This is a genomic window from Pseudorhodoferax sp. Leaf274 (genome assembly GCF_001422445.1).
Taxonomy (GTDB): domain Bacteria; phylum Pseudomonadota; class Gammaproteobacteria; order Burkholderiales; family Burkholderiaceae_C; genus Pseudorhodoferax.
Genome location: NZ_LMNA01000023.1, coordinates 27,849 through 45,602 on the forward strand (window position 1 = coordinate 27,849; position 17,754 = coordinate 45,602).

A 17,754-nucleotide genomic window follows, 5' to 3' on the forward strand; every position below is an offset into this window, starting at 1 on the left:
TAAGCGATTTTCCCACATCCCTTGGCGACATGCTGTGAGTCGAAAGTGAGTCGCTGACGCCGGTCTCTCCTCCTGAAACTCCCATTGAACTACGAGGAGGCGCGGGCGCGCATTGTAGGGGGCCGCTAGTCGTAGCTCAGCGTGTAGATGAGGTCCACGCCGCTCTTGAGACCGGCCTGGCCGCGCAGCGCAAGGTTGCGCGTGAGGTCGTAGAAGATGTACAGCGTGCCCAGGCTGCCGGCCAGACTGGCTTCGTAGGTCACGTAGATCTGGTCGGTCAGGCGCTTGCCCAGCGTCAGTGCCGACTTGCTGGCGTCTTCGCCGGTGGTCGGGCCCTTGAAGCCGATCTCGTCCAGGCCGAAGCGGCTGGCGAAGTTGCCGCCGCCGCCCTTGGGGCCGAAGCCGCCCAGCAGCGCCAGCGCGGCCTGCTGCATGACCGCCGCCTCGGCGCCGCCACCGGCCGTGGAGCGGCCCAGCAGCATCCAGGACAGCGTCTCGGCATCGGTCAGTTGCGGCGATGAGTACAGCGCCACGCGCGGCGACTGCGCCGTGCCCGTGATCTGCACGCCCGCCTTCTGCTCCAGGTTCGGCCGGATCGCCAGGATGTCCAGCGAAGGGTTGTCGTAGGGGCCGTTGAAGCGCGCCACGCCCGATTCCACGTCCAGCTGCTGGCCATAGGCGCGGTAGCGGCCCTGCACCGTCTGGATCTCGCCCGTGACGCGCGGCTGTCCGCCGCTGTTGGCGTTGGCCGTGATGTCGATCCTTCCGCCCAGGCGGGTGGTCAGGCCGTGGCCCTGCACCGCGAAGTCGCGGCCCATGTCCAGGCTCACGGCGATGTCCGGCGGCTTCGCGGGCTGGGCCTTGGCCTGCTTGGCCGCGGCGGCGTCGGCGCTGGCCTTCTCGCGCAGCTGGCGCGCGCGCGCCTCGGCGTCGATCGCGGCCGAGCGGACCGTGATGTCGCTGCCCAGCGTGGGCGCGGTCTCGTCGGGCAGGATGATCACGCCACGGTCGGTCGTCAGCGCGCCGCGCACGCGGATCTGGCCCTGCTCCATGCCGGCCTGCAACTGACCGGAGACGGTGACCTGGCGGTCGCTGCGTACCAGCACGCGCAGGCTGCGCAGCTGGGCGTTCATGTCCATGGCGATGCCGGACTGGTCGGCGGCCGCGGCGTTCCATTGCACGTTGCCGGACAGCCGCAGCTCGCCGCCATCGCGCGCGGCCTCGCTGCTCACGGTGCTGAGGTTGCCGGCCGGCCCGGCGATGCGGGCGCGGCTGGCGCTGCCGCCCTTGAGCGTCAGTTCGTCCAGCGTCAGCCGGTTGCCCTGCAGCCGCGCGCGCATGCGCCCGTCCTTGAGTTCGATGCCTTCGACGGCCGCGCGCACGGCCAGGCCGTCGGCCGACAGCGTGCCGTTCCACTGGGGCGCGGTGCGCGTGCCGGCCAATGCCGCGTCGGCCGCCAGCGTGCCGTCGATGCGCCAGGCCGGCGGCGCAAACATGGACCACACGCCCACGTTGGGCACGCGGGCCGTGATCCGGCCCGACAGCGGCGCATCCGCCGGCCACGCGAAGCTGCCGCCCCCCGCATCGATGCGCGTGCGCACGTCGGCCTGGGCTTCGCCGGCGCGCGTGCTGTTCCAGGCCAGCTGCGCGCGCACGTCCTCGCCTTGCGCGTCGACCGTGAGCTCGGCCCGCTGGATGCCGGCCGGCGTGGCGGGTGCGTCGGCTGGCTTGCCGTTGTCGATGGTGGTCTCGCGCACCGTGCCCGTGCCTTCGGTGTGGATGCGCCGCACCAGCGCACCCTCGCCGGCGCGCACGAGCAGGTCGCCGCTGCGCCGCGCCAGCTTGGCCGAGGCGCGCAGCGGGCCGGTGGTGTCGATCGCCCAGTCGCCGTCGAACACCAGGTTGCCGCTGATGCCGCTTTGCGCCATCTGGGGCGCCAGTGCCTCGGCCCAGGCCATGGACAGGCCGAGCACGCGGCCGCTGCCGCGCACCTGCCAGGCCGGCGTGGGGCCGGCCGCCGTCTGCGCCAGCAGCAAGGGCTGCCACTGCAGCTGCAGCGCGTCCGGGCCCGGGCCCTGCAGGCTGGCACTGCCGGCCGAGGCATCGAGCTGCCAGAGCGGGGACTGGCCGCGGCGCAGCGTGGCCGACACCGGCTGCTGCAGCGCCAGCTGCCAGGGCTGTTTCTCGGTGCCGCCGACCGCGCCGCTGGCCAGGCCGCTGGCCACGGCCTGCAACTCGCCGATGGTCAGGCGCCACTGGTCGCTGCCCGCGATGCCGCCGCTGGCGCGCGTGCGCAGGCGGAATTGCTGCGCACCCATGGCGGCACGCCCGTCCACGGCCAGCTGCGCATCGGCCGGGTTGCCGGACAGCCGCGCGGTGATCTCGCGTAGGGCGATGGACTGGGGTGTGGCGGGGTCGGCGCCTGGCAGCTGCAGGTCCAGCCGCGGCGCGTTGAGGGCCAGCTCGACAGCCAGGCCGCGCTGCACGGTGGAGGGCTGCGCCAGTTGCTGCTGCAGCTGCGCCCAGCCGCCCTGCCAGCGCAGGTCCAGCTGCGCGCTGCCGGCCACCGACGTGCCGGCGAACGCCTTCTCCAGGCCGGGCAGGCTGGACAGCCAGCGTTGCAGGCTGGCCGCATCGCGCAGGTTCACACGGGCCTGGGCCTGGCCGCGTGCGGCGGCGATGTCGCCTTCCAGCTGCGCCTGCAGGCCGGGGGCCTGCAGGTCGAGCTTGCCCGCGCCGGCCCGGGTGTCGAGCTGTGCGCGCAGCTGGCCTGCGATGCGCGCCGGGCCGGCGTCGATGCGCAAGGCGTCCAGTTCCAGCTGCTGGGTGGCGGTGCGGTACAGGCCGCGCGCCTGCAGCAGGTCCAGCCGCGGCGCGGCAGGCAAACCGGCGCGCGCGGCCGCGGCCTGCAGGCCGGCGTCGAAGCGGATCACGGCGTCCTGCTGGTCGGCCTTGGCCGTGCCCGAGACCGGTGTGGCGTCCAGCGTGGAATACAGCAGCGCCGGCTGGATGCGCTCGATGCGCGCCTCGGCCTGCCAGCGCAGCGGCATGGGGCCGTAGCTGGCCTGCAGCGCGATGCGGCCGTTGCCGAGCTCGAGTTCGGCCTGCGGCACCGTCCAGTCCTGGCCGTCCAGGCGGGCCGTGGCCTGCACACCGGCCAGAGGCAGGCGTTGCTTGTCCCAGGGGCCGGGCAGCGCGTTGCGGGCCTGCAGTTCGGCCTGCCAGGCCGTGGCCGCGCCGGGTGTGGCCGGCGCCGCGGGGCCGGCGCGCAGCGTGCCCGACAGGTCGGTGCGCGGTGCGCCAGGCACGAAGCGCGCGGCATCGATGCGCTGGAAATCCGCCAGCGCGCGCAGCACCGGCTGGGTTTGCCAGGGCGCGATGTCGGCGTCCAGCGTGGCGCGCATGCCTTCGTCGCCGGTGGCGGGTGCGACCCGGCCCGTGATCTTGAGCTGGCCGTCCGGCTGCGCGAGCTGGCCGCGCACCATGGCTTCGGCCTGCACGGTCAGCGGTGCGCTGCCTTCGACCATGGGGGCGCGCACTTCGCCGCGCAACTGGGCATCCAGGGCCATGGGCGCGGCACCCTGCAGCGCCACCTGGCCCTGGTAGCGCCCGTCGGCCACCTCAACCCCGTCGAGCCGCAGCTGGTGACTGCCTTGCGCGTAGCGGTAGTGACCGGCCAGCGCCTGCACCGTGAGCGCGGGGGCGGCAGGGTCGGGTCCGTAGACGATCTCGCGCACATCGAACGGCAGTTCGACCTCGACCGGCAGCGTCAGCTGCTGCAGCGGCTCTGCGGGTGGCTGGTCCGGTTGCGGCGCGCCAGGCGTGAGCTGCAGCTTGCCGACCTGGAACTGGTCGATCTGCACGCGGCGCGACAGCAGTGGCCGCAGTTGCCAGCGCAACTGCAGGTCGGTCACTTCGACGGCCATGGCCGGGCTCTGCCAGCGCAGCCAGGCGATGGTGGCGCCATGGCGCAGCGCGCCCTGTGCGTCGCGCGTCTGCAGGCTCTGGCCCGCCGGCAGGTAGCGGCTGGCGAACGACAGCGCGGTCGGCAGCGACTGGGGCTGGCCGCTCCACCACCAGCCGTAGGCGCCCAGTGCGACCAGGGCCGTGCCCAGGCCGGCCGCGCTCCAGCCGATGGCGCGCAGCAGGCGCCGGCGTGGCCTGCGCGGGGCGGGCGTTGCGGACGGGGAGGGCGGGGTGGGGGGCGTGGAGGAATCCATCAGAACGTGAACCCCAGCCGCAGGTGGATGCTGATGCCGCCCTCGCCGAAGCCGTGGGCGATGTCGGCCTGCACCAGGCCGACGGGGCTGTACCAGCGCATGCCGCCGCCGGCACCCACCTTGTATTGGAAGTCGGCCGCGCGGTCGGCCACGGAACCCGTGTCGACGAAGGCCACGGCCTCGAAGTCCGTCAGCGCGCCATTCCACACAACGGGGTGCTGCAGCTCCATGCTGCCCACCGCCATGTAGCGGCCGGCCACGGTCGTGTCGTTCACGTAGCTCGCGCCGATCTTGCGGTAGCCGAAGCCGCGCACCGTGGTGTCGCCGCCGGTCAGGAACAGCTGGGTCGACGGGATCTGCGCCGCGTCGGGCGCGACCACCGCGCCGGCCTCGGCACGCAGCTGCAGGCGTGCCCGGCGCGCGCGCGTATCGGTGCCGGTGTCCGTGCCGCTGCTGGCGCGCACCTGGTACAGCGGCACGTAGCCGAGCCAGCGCGCCACCGTGCGCGTGTAGGGGTACTGGCCGCCCAGCAGCGTGGTGCCCACGCCGACTTCCAGCTGCAGGCCCTGGCCGCGCCGCGGCCGGCTGTTGTTGTCGAAGTAGCGGCCGGTCCAGCCCCAGTTCATGCTCACCGTGGAGGCGGGCGGCGGTGCATCGGCGCCCGAGCTGCGCGCGTAGTCGTACTGCGCAAACCAGCTGCGGTCGATGTGGTCGGTCGACTTGCTGCGGCCGTAGCGCAGGCTGCCGGAGAGCACATCGAAGCTGCCCGAGCGCTCGCGCTGCACCAGGCCGCTGCCGAACCAGCGCCACAGCCGCTCGTCCAGCAGGCCGAACAGCGAGGTGCCCAGCGACTTGTTCTCGTTGTCCAGCGACAAACGCGACACCGCGCGCCAGTCCAGCAGCGGGATCTTGTTGTGGATGTGGTCCACCGACAGGCGCGGGCCGGCGTCGGTGGTGTAGCCCACGCCGAACACGAGCTTTTGCAGCGGTGCCTCGCGCACCTGCGCGATCACGGGCACGTTCTGTGGATCGGTGCCCTCGGTGTCCAGCGTCAGGAACACCGATTCGTAGAAGCCGCTGGAGGCCAGCCGCTGCTGCGTGTCCAGCAGCTTCTGCTGGTCGTATTCCTGGCCCGTGGGCAGCTGGGCGATGCGCACGGCATTGAGCGGGCTGTAGCGCTCGCTGCCGCGGATCTGCAGGTCGCCGAAGCGGTAGGCGGGGCCCGAATCGAATTGCACGCCCAGGTCGGCGAGCTGCCGGTCGGCGTCGATCTGCGCGCGGCTGTCGGCGATGCGGCCCAGCGGGTAGCGCCGCGCTGTCAACTGGCGCTGGGCGGCGCTCTTGGCGCCGTCCCAGCCCGACTGGGTGAACTCGGCGCCGCTGCGCAGCGACCAGTTGCGCTCGAGGGCGTTGCGCCGGCGTTCGGCCTGTGGGTTCTCGGCCGCGATGGCGCCGCTGAAGCCCAGCTTCACCTCGCCCACGCGCGTGCGGGGACCGGGCTCCACGGTGACGACCACGGCATGGTCCGCGCGCTCGCCGCCCGGGGTGTCCAGCAGTTCCAGGGTCAGCGTCGGCGTGAAGTAGCCCAGCGTGCCCAGGAGCTGCCGCGCATTGGGCTCGGCCGCGGCCATCAGGCGCGAGATCTCGGCCACGGAGAGGTCGTCCAACCGGCGGTAGCGCTGCAGGTCCAGGTGCTGGTCCAGCAGTTCGCGCGCGGGGTCGGGGCCGCGCACCTCCACGGTGAAGGTGTCGCGCGTGCTGGCGGGCTTGCCTTCCTGCTTGGCGACGGCCTCGCTGGGCATCACCTGGGTGCCATCGGCACCGCTGGCATTGGCGGGTGCCGGCTCCTGGGCGGGGCGCAGCAACCCGCATCCCGGAAGGACAAGAGCCACCACCAACAAAAACGCCGGCCACGAGGCCGGCGCACGCTTCACAACCGTCGGGAACATCGATTCATTTTGACAGCAGGCGCATGGCGTCCTCGAGCCCTTTCAGCGTCAAGGGAAACATCCTGTTGCTCATGAGCTGCTGGATCAGGCCGATGCTCTGGCGGTACTGCCACACGCCTTGCGGTTCGGGGTTGATCCATGCGAACTTGGGAAAGGCGTGCGTGAGGCGCTGCAGCCACTCGGCGCCGGGCTCCTCGTTGTTGTATTCCACGCTGCCGCCAGGTTGCAAGATTTCGTAAGGGCTCATCGTCGCGTCGCCCACGAAGATCAGCTTGTAGTCCTTGTTGTACTTGCGCAGGATGTCCCAGGTGGCGAACTTCTCGGAGAAGCGCCGCCGGTTGTTCTTCCACATGAAGTCATAGACGCAGTTGTGGAAGTAGTAGAACTCCATGTGCTTGAACTCGGTCTTGGTGGCCGAGAACAGCTCCTCCACGCGGGCGATGTGCTCGTCCATGGTGCCGCCCACGTCCATCAGCAGCAGCACCTTCACGTTGTTGTGGCGCTCGGGCACCATCTTGATGTCCAGCCAGCCGGCGTTGGCGGCGGTGGAGCGGATGGTGTCGTCCAGGTCGAGCTCTTCCTCGTGGCCCTCGCGCGCGAACTTGCGCAGCCGGCGCAGCGCCACCTTGATGTTGCGCGTGCCCAGTTCCTGGCTGTCGTCGTAATCCTTGTACGCGCGCTGGTCCCAGACCTTCACGGCGCTCTTGTTGCGGCCCTTCTCCTGGCCGATGCGGATGCCCTGCGGGTTGAAGCCGTTGGCGCCGAAGGGCGAGGTGCCGCCCGTGCCGATCCACTTGCTGCCGCCTTCATGGCGTTCCTTCTGCTCCTCGAAGCGCTTCTTGAGCGTCTCCATGAGCTCGTCCCAGCCCATCTTCTCGATCTTGGCCTTCTCCTCGGGGCTGAGTTCCAGCTCGAGGTTCTTGCGCAGCCACTCGAGCGGGATGTCCTTGGTGAAGTCGGCCACCATCTCCACGCCCTTGAAGTAGGCGGCGAAGGCGCGGTCGAACTTGTCGTAGTGCTTCTCGTCCTTCACCAGCGCCGTGCGGGAGAGGTAGTAGAAGTCGTCGATCGCGTAGGCGCCGTCGGGGCTGGCCGGGCCCACCACGCCCTGCTTGACCGCGTCGAGCAGCATCAGGTATTCCTTGACCGACACCGGCAGCTTGGCCGAGCGCAGGGTGTAGAAGAAGTCGATCAGCATGCCTTGGCTCCTGGCGCGGGGTGGAGGGCGCTCAGCGGTTGTTCCGCTGCATGAACACCAGCTTCTCGAACAGCGTCACGTCCTGTTCGTTCTTGAGCAGCGCGCCGACCAGCGGCGGCACCGCCACCTTGTCGTCCTTGCTCTGCAGCGCCTCGGCCGGGATGTCTTCGGCCACCAGCAGCTTGAGCCAGTCCAGCAGTTCGGAGGTGGACGGCTTCTTCTTGAGGCCGGGCAGGTTGCGCACGTCGTAGAAGGTCTTCATCGCCGCCGTCAGCAGCTCCTTCTTGAGGCCCGGGAAATGCACGTCCACGATCTGCTGCATGGTCGCTGCATCGGGGAACTTGATGTAGTGGAAAAAGCAGCGGCGCAAAAACGCGTCGGGCAACTCCTTTTCGTTGTTCGATGTGATGAATACCAGCGGCCGGTGCTTGGCGCGGATCAGCTCGCGGGTTTCATAGCAATAGAACTCCATGCGGTCGAGTTCGCGCAGCAGGTCGTTCGGGAACTCGATGTCGGCCTTGTCGATTTCGTCGATCAGCAAAGCCACCGGTTCCTCGGCCGTGAAGGCCTGCCACAGCACGCCCTTGACGATGTAGTTGTGGATGTCCTTGACGCGCTCGTCGCCCAGCTGCGAATCGCGCAGCCGGCTCACCGCGTCGTACTCGTACAGGCCTTGCTGCGCCTTGGTCGTGGACTTGATGTGCCACTGCAGCAGCGGCAGGTCGAGCGCGCTGGCGACCTCTTCGGCCAGCATGGTCTTGCCCGTGCCGGGCTCGCCCTTGACCAGCAATGGCCGCTTGAGCGTGGCGGATGCGTTCACCGCCAGCATCAGATCTTGCGTGGCAACGTAATTGTTCGAGCCTTGGAATTTCATGGAGTCTGGAGGAGGGGAATTGAGAGGCGTGCCGGCTATACTCAAACGCTGCTTCCGGCCTGATTTCAATAGAGATTGTGCGCGCAAAATGAATAAATTAATGACCACGGTGTTTGCTTTGGCTGTCGCATCGGTGACGGCGTTGGCCGTTCCAGCAATGGCCCAGCAAATCAAGGGAGACCCCCAAGCCGGCCAGGGCAAGGCCGACATGTGCATCGGCTGCCACGGCATCGTCGGCTACCAGACCGCGTTTCCCGAGGTCTACAAGGTGCCGAAGATTTCGGGCCAGGGCGCGCCCTACATCGCGGCCGCGCTCAATGCCTACAAGACGGGCGACCGCCGGCACCCGTCGATGCGCGGCATCGCGGAGTCGCTGACCGACCAGGACATCGCCGACCTCGCGGCGTTCTACAGCACGCACGTCGACGGTGCGCCGACGCCGCCCGAACAGCTGGGCCGGCAGCCCGATGCGCAGGTCGCCGCGCTGCTGCAAAAGGGCGCCTGCGTGTCCTGCCACGGTGCGAACTTCGCCAAGCCGATCGACGCGAGCTACCCCAAGATCGCGGGCCAGCATGCCGACTACCTGTTCGTGGCGCTGAAGGCCTACAAGACCGGTGCCAACACGGGCCTGGTCGGCCGCTCCAATGGCGTGATGGCGCCACTCGCCAAGCAGTTCTCGAACGCCGAACTCAAGGCCATCGCCAACTACCTGGCCAGCCTGGAAGGCGGCCTGCAGGTCGTGCCGGAATCGCGTTTCCGGACCTCGCAGAAGTAAGGCCGTCGCCTGCTGCAACCGAGCCCGCCGCGTGCGGGCTTTTTCTTGCCTGCTTCTTTCAGTCCTGCGTGGCGCGGCGCTGCACGCAGTCGATGTAGGCCTGGCCATCGGGCGGTCGGCCGGCGCGCTGGCTCTCCCACATCATGCGGCCCAGGCATTCCATGACCTCATGGTGGGCGTCGTGCAGCGACTGGCGGCGGCGCTCCAGCAGCTCCACGGCCTGGCGGATGCCGCGTGGCTGGTCGATGGAGCATTGCTCGCTGATCGACAGGTGCATGGACAGGTGCAGGAACGGGTTCTGCTGGCCGTCCGCACCGTCGTAGACGCGGGCCACTGCGGCATCGGCATCGGCCATGTCGGCGTGGTACTCGGGGTGCTCGGCGATCCACTGGCTGGCCAGTGTTTCGATGGCCTCCATGGGTTGGCCCGCCAGGGCCTTGGCGTGTGCACCGCAGAAGAAGCGGCGCACGTCCGCCTGGGAAGGATTGAACATGATGGAGCGAGCCTAGCACGCTGATTCGGGGGCGTGGCCGCGTGCCTAGAATGCCCCGAGCCCCCCACCGAGGAGACACCCATGAGCCACCAGGCCTTCATCTGCGACGCGGTCCGCACACCCTTCGGCCGCTATGGCGGCGCGCTGGCCGGCGTGCGCACCGACGACCTCGGCGCGGTGCCGATCAAGGCGCTGATGGTGCGCAACCCCAAGGTCGATTGGCACGCGCTGGCCGACGTGCTGTATGGCTGCGCCAACCAGGCCGGCGAGGACAACCGCAACGTCGCGCGCATGTCGGCGCTGCTGGCCGGCCTGCCCATCGAGGTGCCCGGCGCGACCATCAACCGCTTGTGCGGCTCGGGCCTGGATGCGGTGGGCAGCGCGGCGCGCGCGATCCGCGCCGGCGAGGCCGGCCTGATGCTCGCCGGCGGCGTCGAGAGCATGAGCCGCGCGCCCTTCGTGATGCCGAAGGCAGAGACGGCCTTCGCGCGCGGCAACGCGGTCTACGACACCACCATCGGCTGGCGCTTCGTCAACAAGCGCATGAAGGAGTTGTATGGCGTCGACTCCATGCCCGAGACGGCAGAGAACGTGGCCGTGGAGCACAAGATCGCCCGCGAGGCGCAGGACCGCATGGCGCTGGCCAGCCAGCTGAAGGCCGTGGCCGCGCAGAAGTCGGGCTTCTTCGACGCCGAACTCACGCCCGTGCTGATCCCGCAGAAGAAGGGCGACGCCATCGTCGTCAACAAGGACGAGCACCCGCGCGAAACCAGCCTGGAGTCGCTGGCCAAGCTCAAGGGCGTGGTGCGGCCCGATGGGACGGTGACGGCCGGCAACGCCAGCGGCGTCAACGACGGTGCCTGCGCGCTGCTGCTGGCCGACGAGAAGAGCGCCGCCGCCCATGGCCTCACGCCCAGGGCCCGCGTGGTCGGCATGGCCACGGCGGGCGTGGCGCCACGCGTGATGGGGATCGGCCCCGCGCCGGCCACGCAGAAGGTGCTGGCGCTGACCGGCATCTCGCTCGCGCAGCTCGACGTGATCGAACTCAACGAAGCCTTCGCGGCCCAGGGCCTGGCGGTGCTGCGCGCGCTGGGCATCGCCGACGACGACCCGCGCGTGAACCCCAACGGCGGCGCCATCGCGCTGGGCCACCCCCTGGGTGCCAGCGGCGCCCGCCTGGCGACCACCGCAGTCAACCAGCTGCACAGGACCGGCGGCCGCTACGCGCTGTGCACCATGTGCATCGGCGTGGGCCAGGGCATCGCCATCGTGCTCGAACGTGTTTGACAACTGAAGAAGGAACAACAACATGCCCCAACCCTCCCTCCGTCTGAGCGTGCTGGCCAGCCTGCTGGGCCTGGCCGCCGCCTGCGCCACGGCGCAAACGCAGACGCAGACCCAGCAGCAGGTCGCCCCGCTCGTCAACGGCATGTACGGCGCGCTCGAGGCGCTCTACAAGGACCTGCATGCCCATCCCGAGCTGGCCTTCCAGGAAGTGCGCACGGCCGCCCGGATGGCCGAGGAGATGCGCAAGCTCGGCTTCGAGGTGACCGAGAAGGTCGGCGGCACCGGCGTGGTGGCGCTGCTGCGCAACGGTGCCGGCCCCACGGTGCTCGTGCGCACCGAGCTCGACGCGCTGCCCATGGAAGAGAAGACCGGCCTGCCGTACGCGAGCAAGGTGAAGGCGCAGTACGCCGGCCGCGAAACCTTCGTGGCCCACAGCTGCGCGCACGACCTGCACATGGCCAGCTGGGTCGGTGCGGCACGCACGCTGGTGGCGCTCAAGGGCCAGTGGAAGGGCACGCTGATGTTCGTCGCCCAGCCGGCCGAGGAGACCGTCTCGGGCGCCAAGGCCATGCTGGCCGACGGCCTGTTCACGCGCTTTCCCAAGCCCGATTTCGCGTTTGCGCTGCACAGCTCGCCCTCGCCCTACGGCTTCGTGGGCTACCGGGCCGGGCCCACCAGCTCGAACTCCGACGCGCTGGAGATCACCTTCAAGGGCCGCGGCGGCCATGGCTCGGCGCCCGACAAGACCATCGACCCGATCACGATCGCGGCGCGCTTCGTCACCGACGTGCAGACCGTGGTCAGCCGCGAGAAAGACCCGGCCGAGTTCGGCGTGGTGACCATCGGCGCCATCCAGGGCGGCACGGTGGGCAACATCATTCCCGACACCGTGGTGCTGCGCGGCACCATCCGCTCCTACCAGCCGCAGGTGCGCGAGAAGCTGCTGGCCGGCATCCGCCGCACGGCGATGGCGGCCGCGGCCATGGGCGGCGCGCCCGAGCCGCAGGTCGAACTGGTGCCCGGCGGTGCGGCCATCGTCAACGATGCGGCCGTGGTCGAGCGCACCACCGCCGCGCTCAAGGCCGCGCTGCCCGGCGCGCAGATCGCCCAGGTGCCGCCGATCACGGCCAGCGAGGACTTCTCGGAGTTCCTCAACGCGGGCGTGCCCGGCATGATGTTCTTCGTCGGCGTGTCCGCGCCCGAGGACGTTGCAGCGTCCATGAAGCCGGGCGGCAAGGCGCTGCCGTTCAACCACTCGCCGTTCTTCGCGCCCGTGCCCGAGCCCTCGATCAAGACCAGCGTGCAGGCCATGAGCGTGGCCGTGCTGACCGCACTGGGCGCGCAGTAGGAGCGTGGGCGGCAGAAGTCCGGCCCCGCTCCTAACCGCTCATCGCGTGGGCTGCATCGGGTCCAGCGGGGTGTAGATGGGCTGGGCCTGCGCGGCGGGCTCGGTTGCCGCAGCCGGGGCAGCTGGCGCAATAGGGGCAGGGGCGGGCGCCGCCATCGGTGCGGCCGCCACGGCCGCTGCCGCCTCTTCTTCCTTCTTGAGGTAGGCGCAGGCCGCCTGGTGCATGGCCTCTTCCGGGTCGCCGGGCACGATGGACACGAAGCTTGGCGACTCGCGCTCGCTGACGAGCAGCCGCCCCTGGCCCATCTGGCCTTCGTAGTACAGCCGCGCCATCACGCGCATGCTGAAGTTCTTGCAGTCGAACTCCAGCCACTGCTTGAACGAGCGAACCTCGTACAGCCGCCAGCGGTGCGGTACCGCATAGTCCACCAGGAACCACGACTGCCGCGGGTTGGGCAGGATGTAGCCGATGACCTTGTGGTGGCGCGAGCGCTCGGTGCCGGGCTCCTGGTAGACCGTCACGCCGCTGCTCGCGGGCAGCGGCAATTCGGTCCATTCGGCCGCGCCGGCGGAGGCGGCGGCCAGGAGCAGGGGAAGCAGCAGAAGGCGCATGGTCCCTGCGTTATCGGCGCGCGGCGCGCGTTCTTGAATCAGGCGCCGCCGCCCAGCTCCTTGAGCAGCGCCGCGGCGCGGTCCACGCGCACGTCGCCCTCGGCCACCATGCGCGCGGCAATGGTGTCCACCTGGGCGCGCGTGGCGCCGGCCACCAGCGCGATGTTGCGCGCGTGCAGCGCCATGTGGCCGCGCTGGATGCCTTCGGTGGCCAGCGCGCGCAGCGCACCCAGGTTCTGTGCCAGGCCGACGGCCACGGTGACCTCGGCCAGCTCCTGGGCCGACCGCACGCCCATGATCTTGAGCGCCAGCCGCGCCAGCGGGTGCGTCTTGGTGGCGCCGCCCACCAGGCCCAGCGGCATCGGCATCTCGATGCTGCCGACCAGGCGGCCGGCGGCGTCCTTCTCCCAGCAGGTCAGCGAGGTGTAGCGGCCGCTGCGGCTGGCGTAGGCATGGGCGCCGGCCTCCACCGCGCGCCAGTCGTTGCCGGTGGCCACGACCACCGGGTCGATGCCGTTCATGATGCCCTTGTTGTGCGTGGCCGCGCGGTAGGGGTCCACGGCCGCGAACACGTAGGCGTCCAGCACGCCCTCGACGATGTCCTCGCCGCGCCGCTCGGGCGTGGCCAGCGTCTCGGGCGTCAGCACCACGCGGGCGCGCGCCAGCCGCAGGTCGGCCAGGTTGGACAGGATGCGCAGCCGCACGCGCCCGCCCGTGATCTGTTCCACCAGCGGCGCCACCGCCTCGGCCATGGTGTTGACGGTGTTGGCGCCCATCGCGTCGCGCACGTCCACGACCAGGTGCAGCACCAGCATCGGGCCGCGCGGCGTCTCGGGGAACACCTGGACCTCGATGTTGCGGCAGCCGCCGCCCAGGCCGATCAACACCGCGTCGCGCGCGTTGGCGATGGCCAGGATCTCGCCCTGCCTTCGCAGCAGCGCCTGCCGCGCGCCCTGTGGATCGGACAGGCCCAGCACCTGCACCTGCGCGCGCATCAGCGGCAGGCTGCTGGAGGTCTCGAAACCGCCGCCCTCGCGCGCCAGCTTGGCCATGAACGAGGCCGCGGCCACCACGGAGGGCTCCTCGACCACCATCGGCACCAGCACGTCGCGGCCGTTGACCTGGAAGTTGCCGGCCACGGCCAGCGGCAGCTCGAAGCGGCCGATCACGTTCTCGATCATGCCGTCGGCCAGGTCGAGCCGGAGCGCGCCGGGCTGCTCCAGCAGCGCGCGCTCCGCGGCGTCCAGGCCCACGGCCTGGGCGATGTGGTCCAGCCGCTGCGCCGGGCTCAGTGCGCGGAAGTTCGGAAGGCGCGAATCGCTGGCCATGGGTCGTCTTTCGATGGTGTTGGGGTCGCGGCATTCTGGGGCGGCTGTACCTGCGCGCACAGGTACAGTTCGGCGGAACAGCAGACCGCCATGCCAGCCAGCGAACCCATCTTCGTCCAGCTCGCCGACACGCTGGAGCGCCAGATCCTGGAGGGCGCCTTCCGCGCCGGCGACAAGCTGCCCTCGCTGCGCGAGCTGGCCGGCCAGCGCAACTACGGCAAGAACACCGTGGTGGCCGCCTTCGAGCTGCTGGTCGCGCGCGGCCTGGTCGAGCCGCGCCGCGGCGCCGGCTTCTTCGTCAAGGCGCAGGCGCGCGCGGCCCCGGCGGACGACGATGCCGGCTCGCTCGGCCGCGCCATGGGCATCGTCTGGCTTATGCGCAACCAGCTGCGCGAGGAGCCAGGCCAGCTCAACGTGGGCGACGGCTTTCCGCCCGTCGAGTGGCTGGCCGGCGCGCGGCTGGACCGGCACCACCACAAGGTGGCGCGCGGCGGCCTGGGCACGTTGTTCCGCTATGGCAACCGCTTCGGCTACGAGCCGCTGCGCCAGCGCCTGGTGCGGCGGCTGGCGGACTTCGGCGTGCAGGCCGGCACGCGGCAGATCGTGCTGACGCACGGCGCGAACGAGGCCATGGACATCATCGTGCGCTACTTCGTGCCGCCCGGCGCCGTGGTGCTGGCCGACGACCCGGGCTACTACCCGCTGTTCGGCAAGCTGCACCTGGCCGGCGCGCGCACCGTGGGCGTGCCGCGCAGGGCCGACGGCCCCGATCCGCAGGCGCTGGAGCAACTGCTGCTGCGCCACCGGCCGCGCGTGTTCTTCACGCAGTCGCTGGCGCACAACCCCACCGGCTCGGACCTCGCACCCGCGGTGGCGCAGCGCGTGCTGGCGCTGGCGCGGCAGCACAACCTGCTCATCGTCGAGAACGATCCGCTGGCCGACTTCCGGCCACCGCAGTCCACGCGGCTCGCCGCCCTGGACGGGCTGGAACGCACGCTCTACGTGGGCAGCTTCTCCAAGTCGCTCTCGGCGGCGCTGCGCGTGGGTTTCATCGCGTGCAGCGCCGACCTGGCCAGCGACCTGGCGGACCTCAAGGCGCTGGTGCACGTCAGCAGTTCGGAGTATTGCGAGCGCACGGTCGAGACGCTGCTGGGCGAGCGCCAGTACCTGGCCCACCTGGCGCACCTGCGCCGGCGCGTGGGCGAGGCCACGGCGCGCGCGCAGGGGCTGCTGCAGGGCTTCGGCGCCGAACTGTTCGCGCAGACACCGGCCTCGCTCTTCCTGTGGGCGCGCCTTCCGGGCGTGCCGGACGCGCTGGCCCTGGCCGAAGCCCTGCGGGAACGCCAGGTCATGATGGCCCCGGGCCGCATCTTCAGCGTCGACCCCGAGGCGGTCTCGCCCTGGTCGCGCTTCAACGTCGGCGCCGTGCTCGACCCGCGCTTCGCGCCGGCCCTGCAGTCCGTGCTGCGCAGTGGAGACTGACATCGCCGCCAAGGACGACCGCCAGTTCGTCACCGCGCTCGCGCGCGGCCTGGAGCTGCTGCGCGCCTTCGCCTCCGGCGAGGAGCGGCTCAGCAACCAGGAATTGGCCGAGCGCTGCGGCCTGCCCAAGTCCACCGTCACGCGGCTGAGCTACACGCTGACCCGGCTCGGCTATCTCGTGCACGTGCCCGAGAGCGGCCGCTACCGCCTGGGCCTGCAGACGCTGGCGCTGGGCGGCACCACGCTGTCGCGGCTGGACGTGCGCGAGGCCAGCCACGCGCGGCTGCAGCAGCTGGCCGACGCCACGCAGACCATGGTCGCGCTCGCCATCCGCGACGACCTGGCCATGCTCTACATCGACAACTGCGTCAGCGAGCAGGCCATCCTCACGCTGCGGCTGAGCCTGGGCTCGCGCATGCCGCTGGCCACCTCGGCCGTGGGCCGGGGCTACCTGGCGGGCGCCACGCCCGAGGTCCGCCAGATGCTGGTGGCGCGGCTGCTGGCGCTGGACCCGCCCGGCGGCGATGCGCTGCAGGCCATGGTGGCGCAGGCCGTCGCCGACCTGGCGGAACTGGGCTGCGTGCGCTCCTTCGGCGCCTGGCGGCGCGAGGTCAACGCCATCGCCGTGCCCATGCGCCTGGGTGCCAGCCAGCCGCTCATGGTGGTGAACGCGGCGGCTGCAGCCTCCGCCGTGCCTGCCGAGGTCTTCCTGCGCGAGGTGAGGCCGCGCCTGGTCGACACCGTGCGCGCGATCGAGGCGCGCTACCGCGCCGCCTGAGCCGCGATCTCGTCCTCCACATCGCGCAGCTTGTCCTTGCCGAAGAACATCTGCGTGCCGACGAAGAAGGTCGGCGAGCCGAACGCGCCGCGGCCATGGGCCTCCTGCGTGTTGGCCAGCAGCTGCTGCTTGACCTCGGCATCCTGGCTCGCGGCGACCAGCGCCTGCGCATCCAGCCCGGCGGCGGACAGCTCGGCCGCGATCACGGCGGGGTCGGCCATGTTGCAGCCGCGCTCCCACATGCTGGCGTAGACCGTGTCGACGTAGCGTTCGAAGCAGCCCAGCCGTTGCGCCGCCACCGCGCCGCGCATGATGTGCAGCGTGTTGACCGGGAAATGCGGGTTCATGCGGAAGGCCGTGAGGCCGTGGCGCGCGATGAAGCGCTGCATCTCCATGCGCTCGTAGGCCAGCTTGAGCGGGATCTCGGCATAGGCCTCGACGGGCGAGCGGTTGTTGGCCAGCTTGAACAGGCCGCCCAGCAGCACGGGCTGGTAGGCGAAGCGCACACCGGTGCGCGCCTCGATCTGCGGAATGATCTTGTGCGAGAGATAGGCATTGGGGCTGCCGAAGTCGAACAGGAACTGTGCTTGCGTCATTTACCAGGTCTCCATCCAGGGTCGGATCTCGGTCTCGTGGGTCCAGGCGTCGCGCGGCTGTTGGTGCAACTGCCAGTACACCTCGGCGATGCTGTCGGGGCTCACGATACCGCCTTGCTCGCGCAGCGCGTAGCGCTCGGGAAAGTTGCTGCGGATGAACTCGGTGTCGATGGCGCCGTCCACGATGGGGTGGGCCACGTGGATGCCCTGGGGCCAGAGCTCGCGCGCCATGCTCTGCGCCAGCGCGCGCAGGCCGTGCTTGGCGCCGGCGAAGGCGGCGAAGCCCTCGCGCCCGCGCAGGCTGGCCGTGGCGCCGGTGAACAGGATGGTGCCGCGGCCGCGCGGCAGCATGGCCTTGGCGGCTTCGCGGCCCATCAGGAAGCCCGCGAAGCAGGCCATCTCCCAGACCTTGAAGTACACGCGCGCCGTGGTCTCGGTGATGGAAAAGCGCACGTTGGCGCCGATGTTGAACACCGCCACCTCGATCGGCGCGATCTCGGTCTCGATCCGTTGCACCAGCGCGGCCATCTCGTCCTCCTTGCGCGCGTCGCTGCCGAAGCCATGGGCCTGGCCGCCCTCGGCGCGGATCTGCTCGACGAGGGGCGCGAGCTTGTCGGCGCTGCGCCGCGTGACGCAGGCGATGTAGCCCTCGCGCGCGAAACGCCGGGCGATGGCGCCGCCGGTCGCGTCGCCGGCGCCGATGACGAGGATGGCCTTCTTGTCTTGCATGGTCTCGGTGGTGGTGGGGATGGGGCGGCCAGTCTAGGCCGCAACCCCCGTGCTGGCGCCCGTCGCAGGCACAGAAGAAAACCGC

14 protein-coding genes are annotated in these 17,754 nt (G+C 70.6%); 5 read left to right on the forward strand and 9 right to left on the reverse strand.

Annotated features, from left to right (window positions below):
- Nucleotides 1-125 precede the first annotated feature (125 nt).
- The 4 genes from ASF44_RS17335 to ASF44_RS17350 are packed head-to-tail and all read right to left on the reverse strand — an operon-like array spanning nt 126 to nt 8,241.
- Nucleotides 126-4,220: a translocation/assembly module TamB domain-containing protein gene (locus ASF44_RS17335; protein WP_056900485.1), complete on the reverse strand. Its 4,095-nt coding sequence runs from the start codon at nt 4,218-4,220 to the stop codon at nt 126-128.
- Nucleotides 4,220-6,169 (reverse strand): autotransporter assembly complex family protein, encoded by a 1,950-nt coding sequence (locus ASF44_RS17340; RefSeq protein ID WP_056900486.1) that lies wholly within the window; start codon nt 6,167-6,169, stop codon nt 4,220-4,222. The genes ASF44_RS17335 and ASF44_RS17340 overlap by 1 nt, the downstream gene beginning before the upstream one ends.
- Nucleotides 6,170-6,173: 4 nt before the next feature.
- The gene (locus ASF44_RS17345) at nt 6,174-7,367 is read right to left on the reverse strand and encodes a VWA domain-containing protein (RefSeq protein WP_056900487.1); all 1,194 of its coding nucleotides are present in this window, start codon (nt 7,365-7,367) and stop codon (nt 6,174-6,176) included.
- 31 nt (nt 7,368-7,398) lie between these two features.
- On the reverse strand, nt 7,399-8,241 hold the full coding sequence (locus tag ASF44_RS17350; protein WP_056900488.1) for a MoxR family ATPase: 843 nt from the start codon (nt 8,239-8,241) through the stop codon (nt 7,399-7,401).
- An 88-nt stretch (nt 8,242-8,329) separates the two neighbouring features.
- Between ASF44_RS17350 and ASF44_RS17355 the strand changes: the two genes are divergently transcribed.
- Nucleotides 8,330-9,016, forward strand: coding sequence for a cytochrome c (locus tag ASF44_RS17355; protein ID WP_056900489.1), 687 nt, complete (start codon nt 8,330-8,332; stop codon nt 9,014-9,016).
- 58 nt (nt 9,017-9,074) lie between these two features.
- Here ASF44_RS17355 and ASF44_RS17360 read toward each other — a convergent pair whose 3' ends face one another.
- Complete coding sequence (locus tag ASF44_RS17360) at nt 9,075-9,509, reverse strand: DUF1841 family protein (RefSeq protein ID WP_056900490.1); 435 nt, start codon at nt 9,507-9,509, stop codon at nt 9,075-9,077.
- Between the two features lie 81 nt (nt 9,510-9,590).
- On the opposite strand from ASF44_RS17360, the gene pcaF reads away from it, so the two are divergent.
- Both pcaF and ASF44_RS17370 read left to right on the forward strand, forming a co-directional pair.
- Nucleotides 9,591-10,796 (forward strand): 3-oxoadipyl-CoA thiolase, encoded by a 1,206-nt coding sequence (pcaF, locus tag ASF44_RS17365; protein ID WP_056900491.1) that lies wholly within the window; start codon nt 9,591-9,593, stop codon nt 10,794-10,796.
- A 22-nt stretch (nt 10,797-10,818) separates the two neighbouring features.
- Nucleotides 10,819-12,144, forward strand: a complete 1,326-nt coding sequence (locus ASF44_RS17370; protein WP_056900492.1) for an amidohydrolase — start codon at nt 10,819-10,821, stop codon at nt 12,142-12,144.
- Between the two features lie 39 nt (nt 12,145-12,183).
- Here the strand turns inward: ASF44_RS17370 and ASF44_RS17375 are convergent, their stop codons facing one another.
- Both ASF44_RS17375 and ASF44_RS17380 read right to left on the reverse strand, forming a co-directional pair.
- Nucleotides 12,184-12,756, reverse strand: a complete 573-nt coding sequence (locus tag ASF44_RS17375; protein WP_056900493.1) for a surface-adhesin E family protein — start codon at nt 12,754-12,756, stop codon at nt 12,184-12,186.
- Nucleotides 12,757-12,794: 38 nt separating this feature from the next.
- Nucleotides 12,795-14,084: a hydroxymethylglutaryl-CoA reductase, degradative gene (locus tag ASF44_RS17380; RefSeq protein WP_056900494.1), complete on the reverse strand. Its 1,290-nt coding sequence runs from the start codon at nt 14,082-14,084 to the stop codon at nt 12,795-12,797.
- Nucleotides 14,085-14,174: 90 nt separating this feature from the next.
- Here ASF44_RS17380 and ASF44_RS17385 point away from each other — a divergent pair, with 90 nt between their 5' ends.
- Together ASF44_RS17385 and ASF44_RS17390 are read left to right on the forward strand one after the other, a co-directional pair.
- Nucleotides 14,175-15,566 carry a PLP-dependent aminotransferase family protein gene (locus ASF44_RS17385; protein WP_056900495.1) on the forward strand — a complete coding sequence of 464 codons (1,392 nt, stop codon included), beginning with the start codon at nt 14,175-14,177 and terminating at the stop codon, nt 15,564-15,566.
- Nucleotides 15,556-16,344, forward strand: coding sequence for an IclR family transcriptional regulator (locus ASF44_RS17390; protein ID WP_056900496.1), 789 nt, complete (start codon nt 15,556-15,558; stop codon nt 16,342-16,344). The genes ASF44_RS17385 and ASF44_RS17390 overlap by 11 nt, the downstream gene beginning before the upstream one ends.
- On the opposite strand, the gene ASF44_RS17395 is transcribed toward ASF44_RS17390, so the two are convergent.
- On the reverse strand, nt 16,329-16,940 hold the full coding sequence (locus ASF44_RS17395) for a 2-hydroxychromene-2-carboxylate isomerase (protein ID WP_056900497.1): 612 nt from the start codon (nt 16,938-16,940) through the stop codon (nt 16,329-16,331). The two genes, ASF44_RS17390 and ASF44_RS17395, sit on opposite strands and share 16 nt — an antisense overlap.
- Nucleotides 16,941-17,669, reverse strand: coding sequence for an SDR family oxidoreductase (locus ASF44_RS17400; RefSeq protein ID WP_056900498.1), 729 nt, complete (start codon nt 17,667-17,669; stop codon nt 16,941-16,943).
- Nucleotides 17,670-17,754 lie beyond the last annotated feature (85 nt).

Coding starts and splice junctions, on each gene's coding strand:
- ASF44_RS17350 (WP_056900488.1), bottom strand. CDS start 8,241: ATGAAATTCCAAGGCTCGAACAATTACGTTGCCACGCAAGATCTGATG.
- ASF44_RS17360 (WP_056900490.1), bottom strand. CDS start 9,509: ATGTTCAATCCTTCCCAGGCGGACGTGCGCCGCTTCTTCTGCGGTGCA.
- ASF44_RS17345 (WP_056900487.1), bottom strand. CDS start 7,367: ATGCTGATCGACTTCTTCTACACCCTGCGCTCGGCCAAGCTGCCGGTG.
- ASF44_RS17400 (WP_056900498.1), bottom strand. CDS start 17,669: ATGCAAGACAAGAAGGCCATCCTCGTCATCGGCGCCGGCGACGCGACC.
- ASF44_RS17380 (WP_056900494.1), bottom strand. CDS start 14,084: ATGGCCAGCGATTCGCGCCTTCCGAACTTCCGCGCACTGAGCCCGGCG.
- pcaF (WP_056900491.1), top strand. CDS start 9,591: ATGAGCCACCAGGCCTTCATCTGCGACGCGGTCCGCACACCCTTCGGC.
- ASF44_RS17370 (WP_056900492.1), top strand. CDS start 10,819: ATGCCCCAACCCTCCCTCCGTCTGAGCGTGCTGGCCAGCCTGCTGGGC.
- ASF44_RS17395 (WP_056900497.1), bottom strand. CDS start 16,940: ATGACGCAAGCACAGTTCCTGTTCGACTTCGGCAGCCCCAATGCCTAT.
- ASF44_RS17355 (WP_056900489.1), top strand. CDS start 8,330: ATGAATAAATTAATGACCACGGTGTTTGCTTTGGCTGTCGCATCGGTG.
- ASF44_RS17385 (WP_056900495.1), top strand. CDS start 14,175: ATGCCAGCCAGCGAACCCATCTTCGTCCAGCTCGCCGACACGCTGGAG.
- ASF44_RS17375 (WP_056900493.1), bottom strand. CDS start 12,756: ATGCGCCTTCTGCTGCTTCCCCTGCTCCTGGCCGCCGCCTCCGCCGGC.
- ASF44_RS17335 (WP_056900485.1), bottom strand. CDS start 4,220: ATGGATTCCTCCACGCCCCCCACCCCGCCCTCCCCGTCCGCAACGCCC.
- ASF44_RS17340 (WP_056900486.1), bottom strand. CDS start 6,169: ATGTTCCCGACGGTTGTGAAGCGTGCGCCGGCCTCGTGGCCGGCGTTT.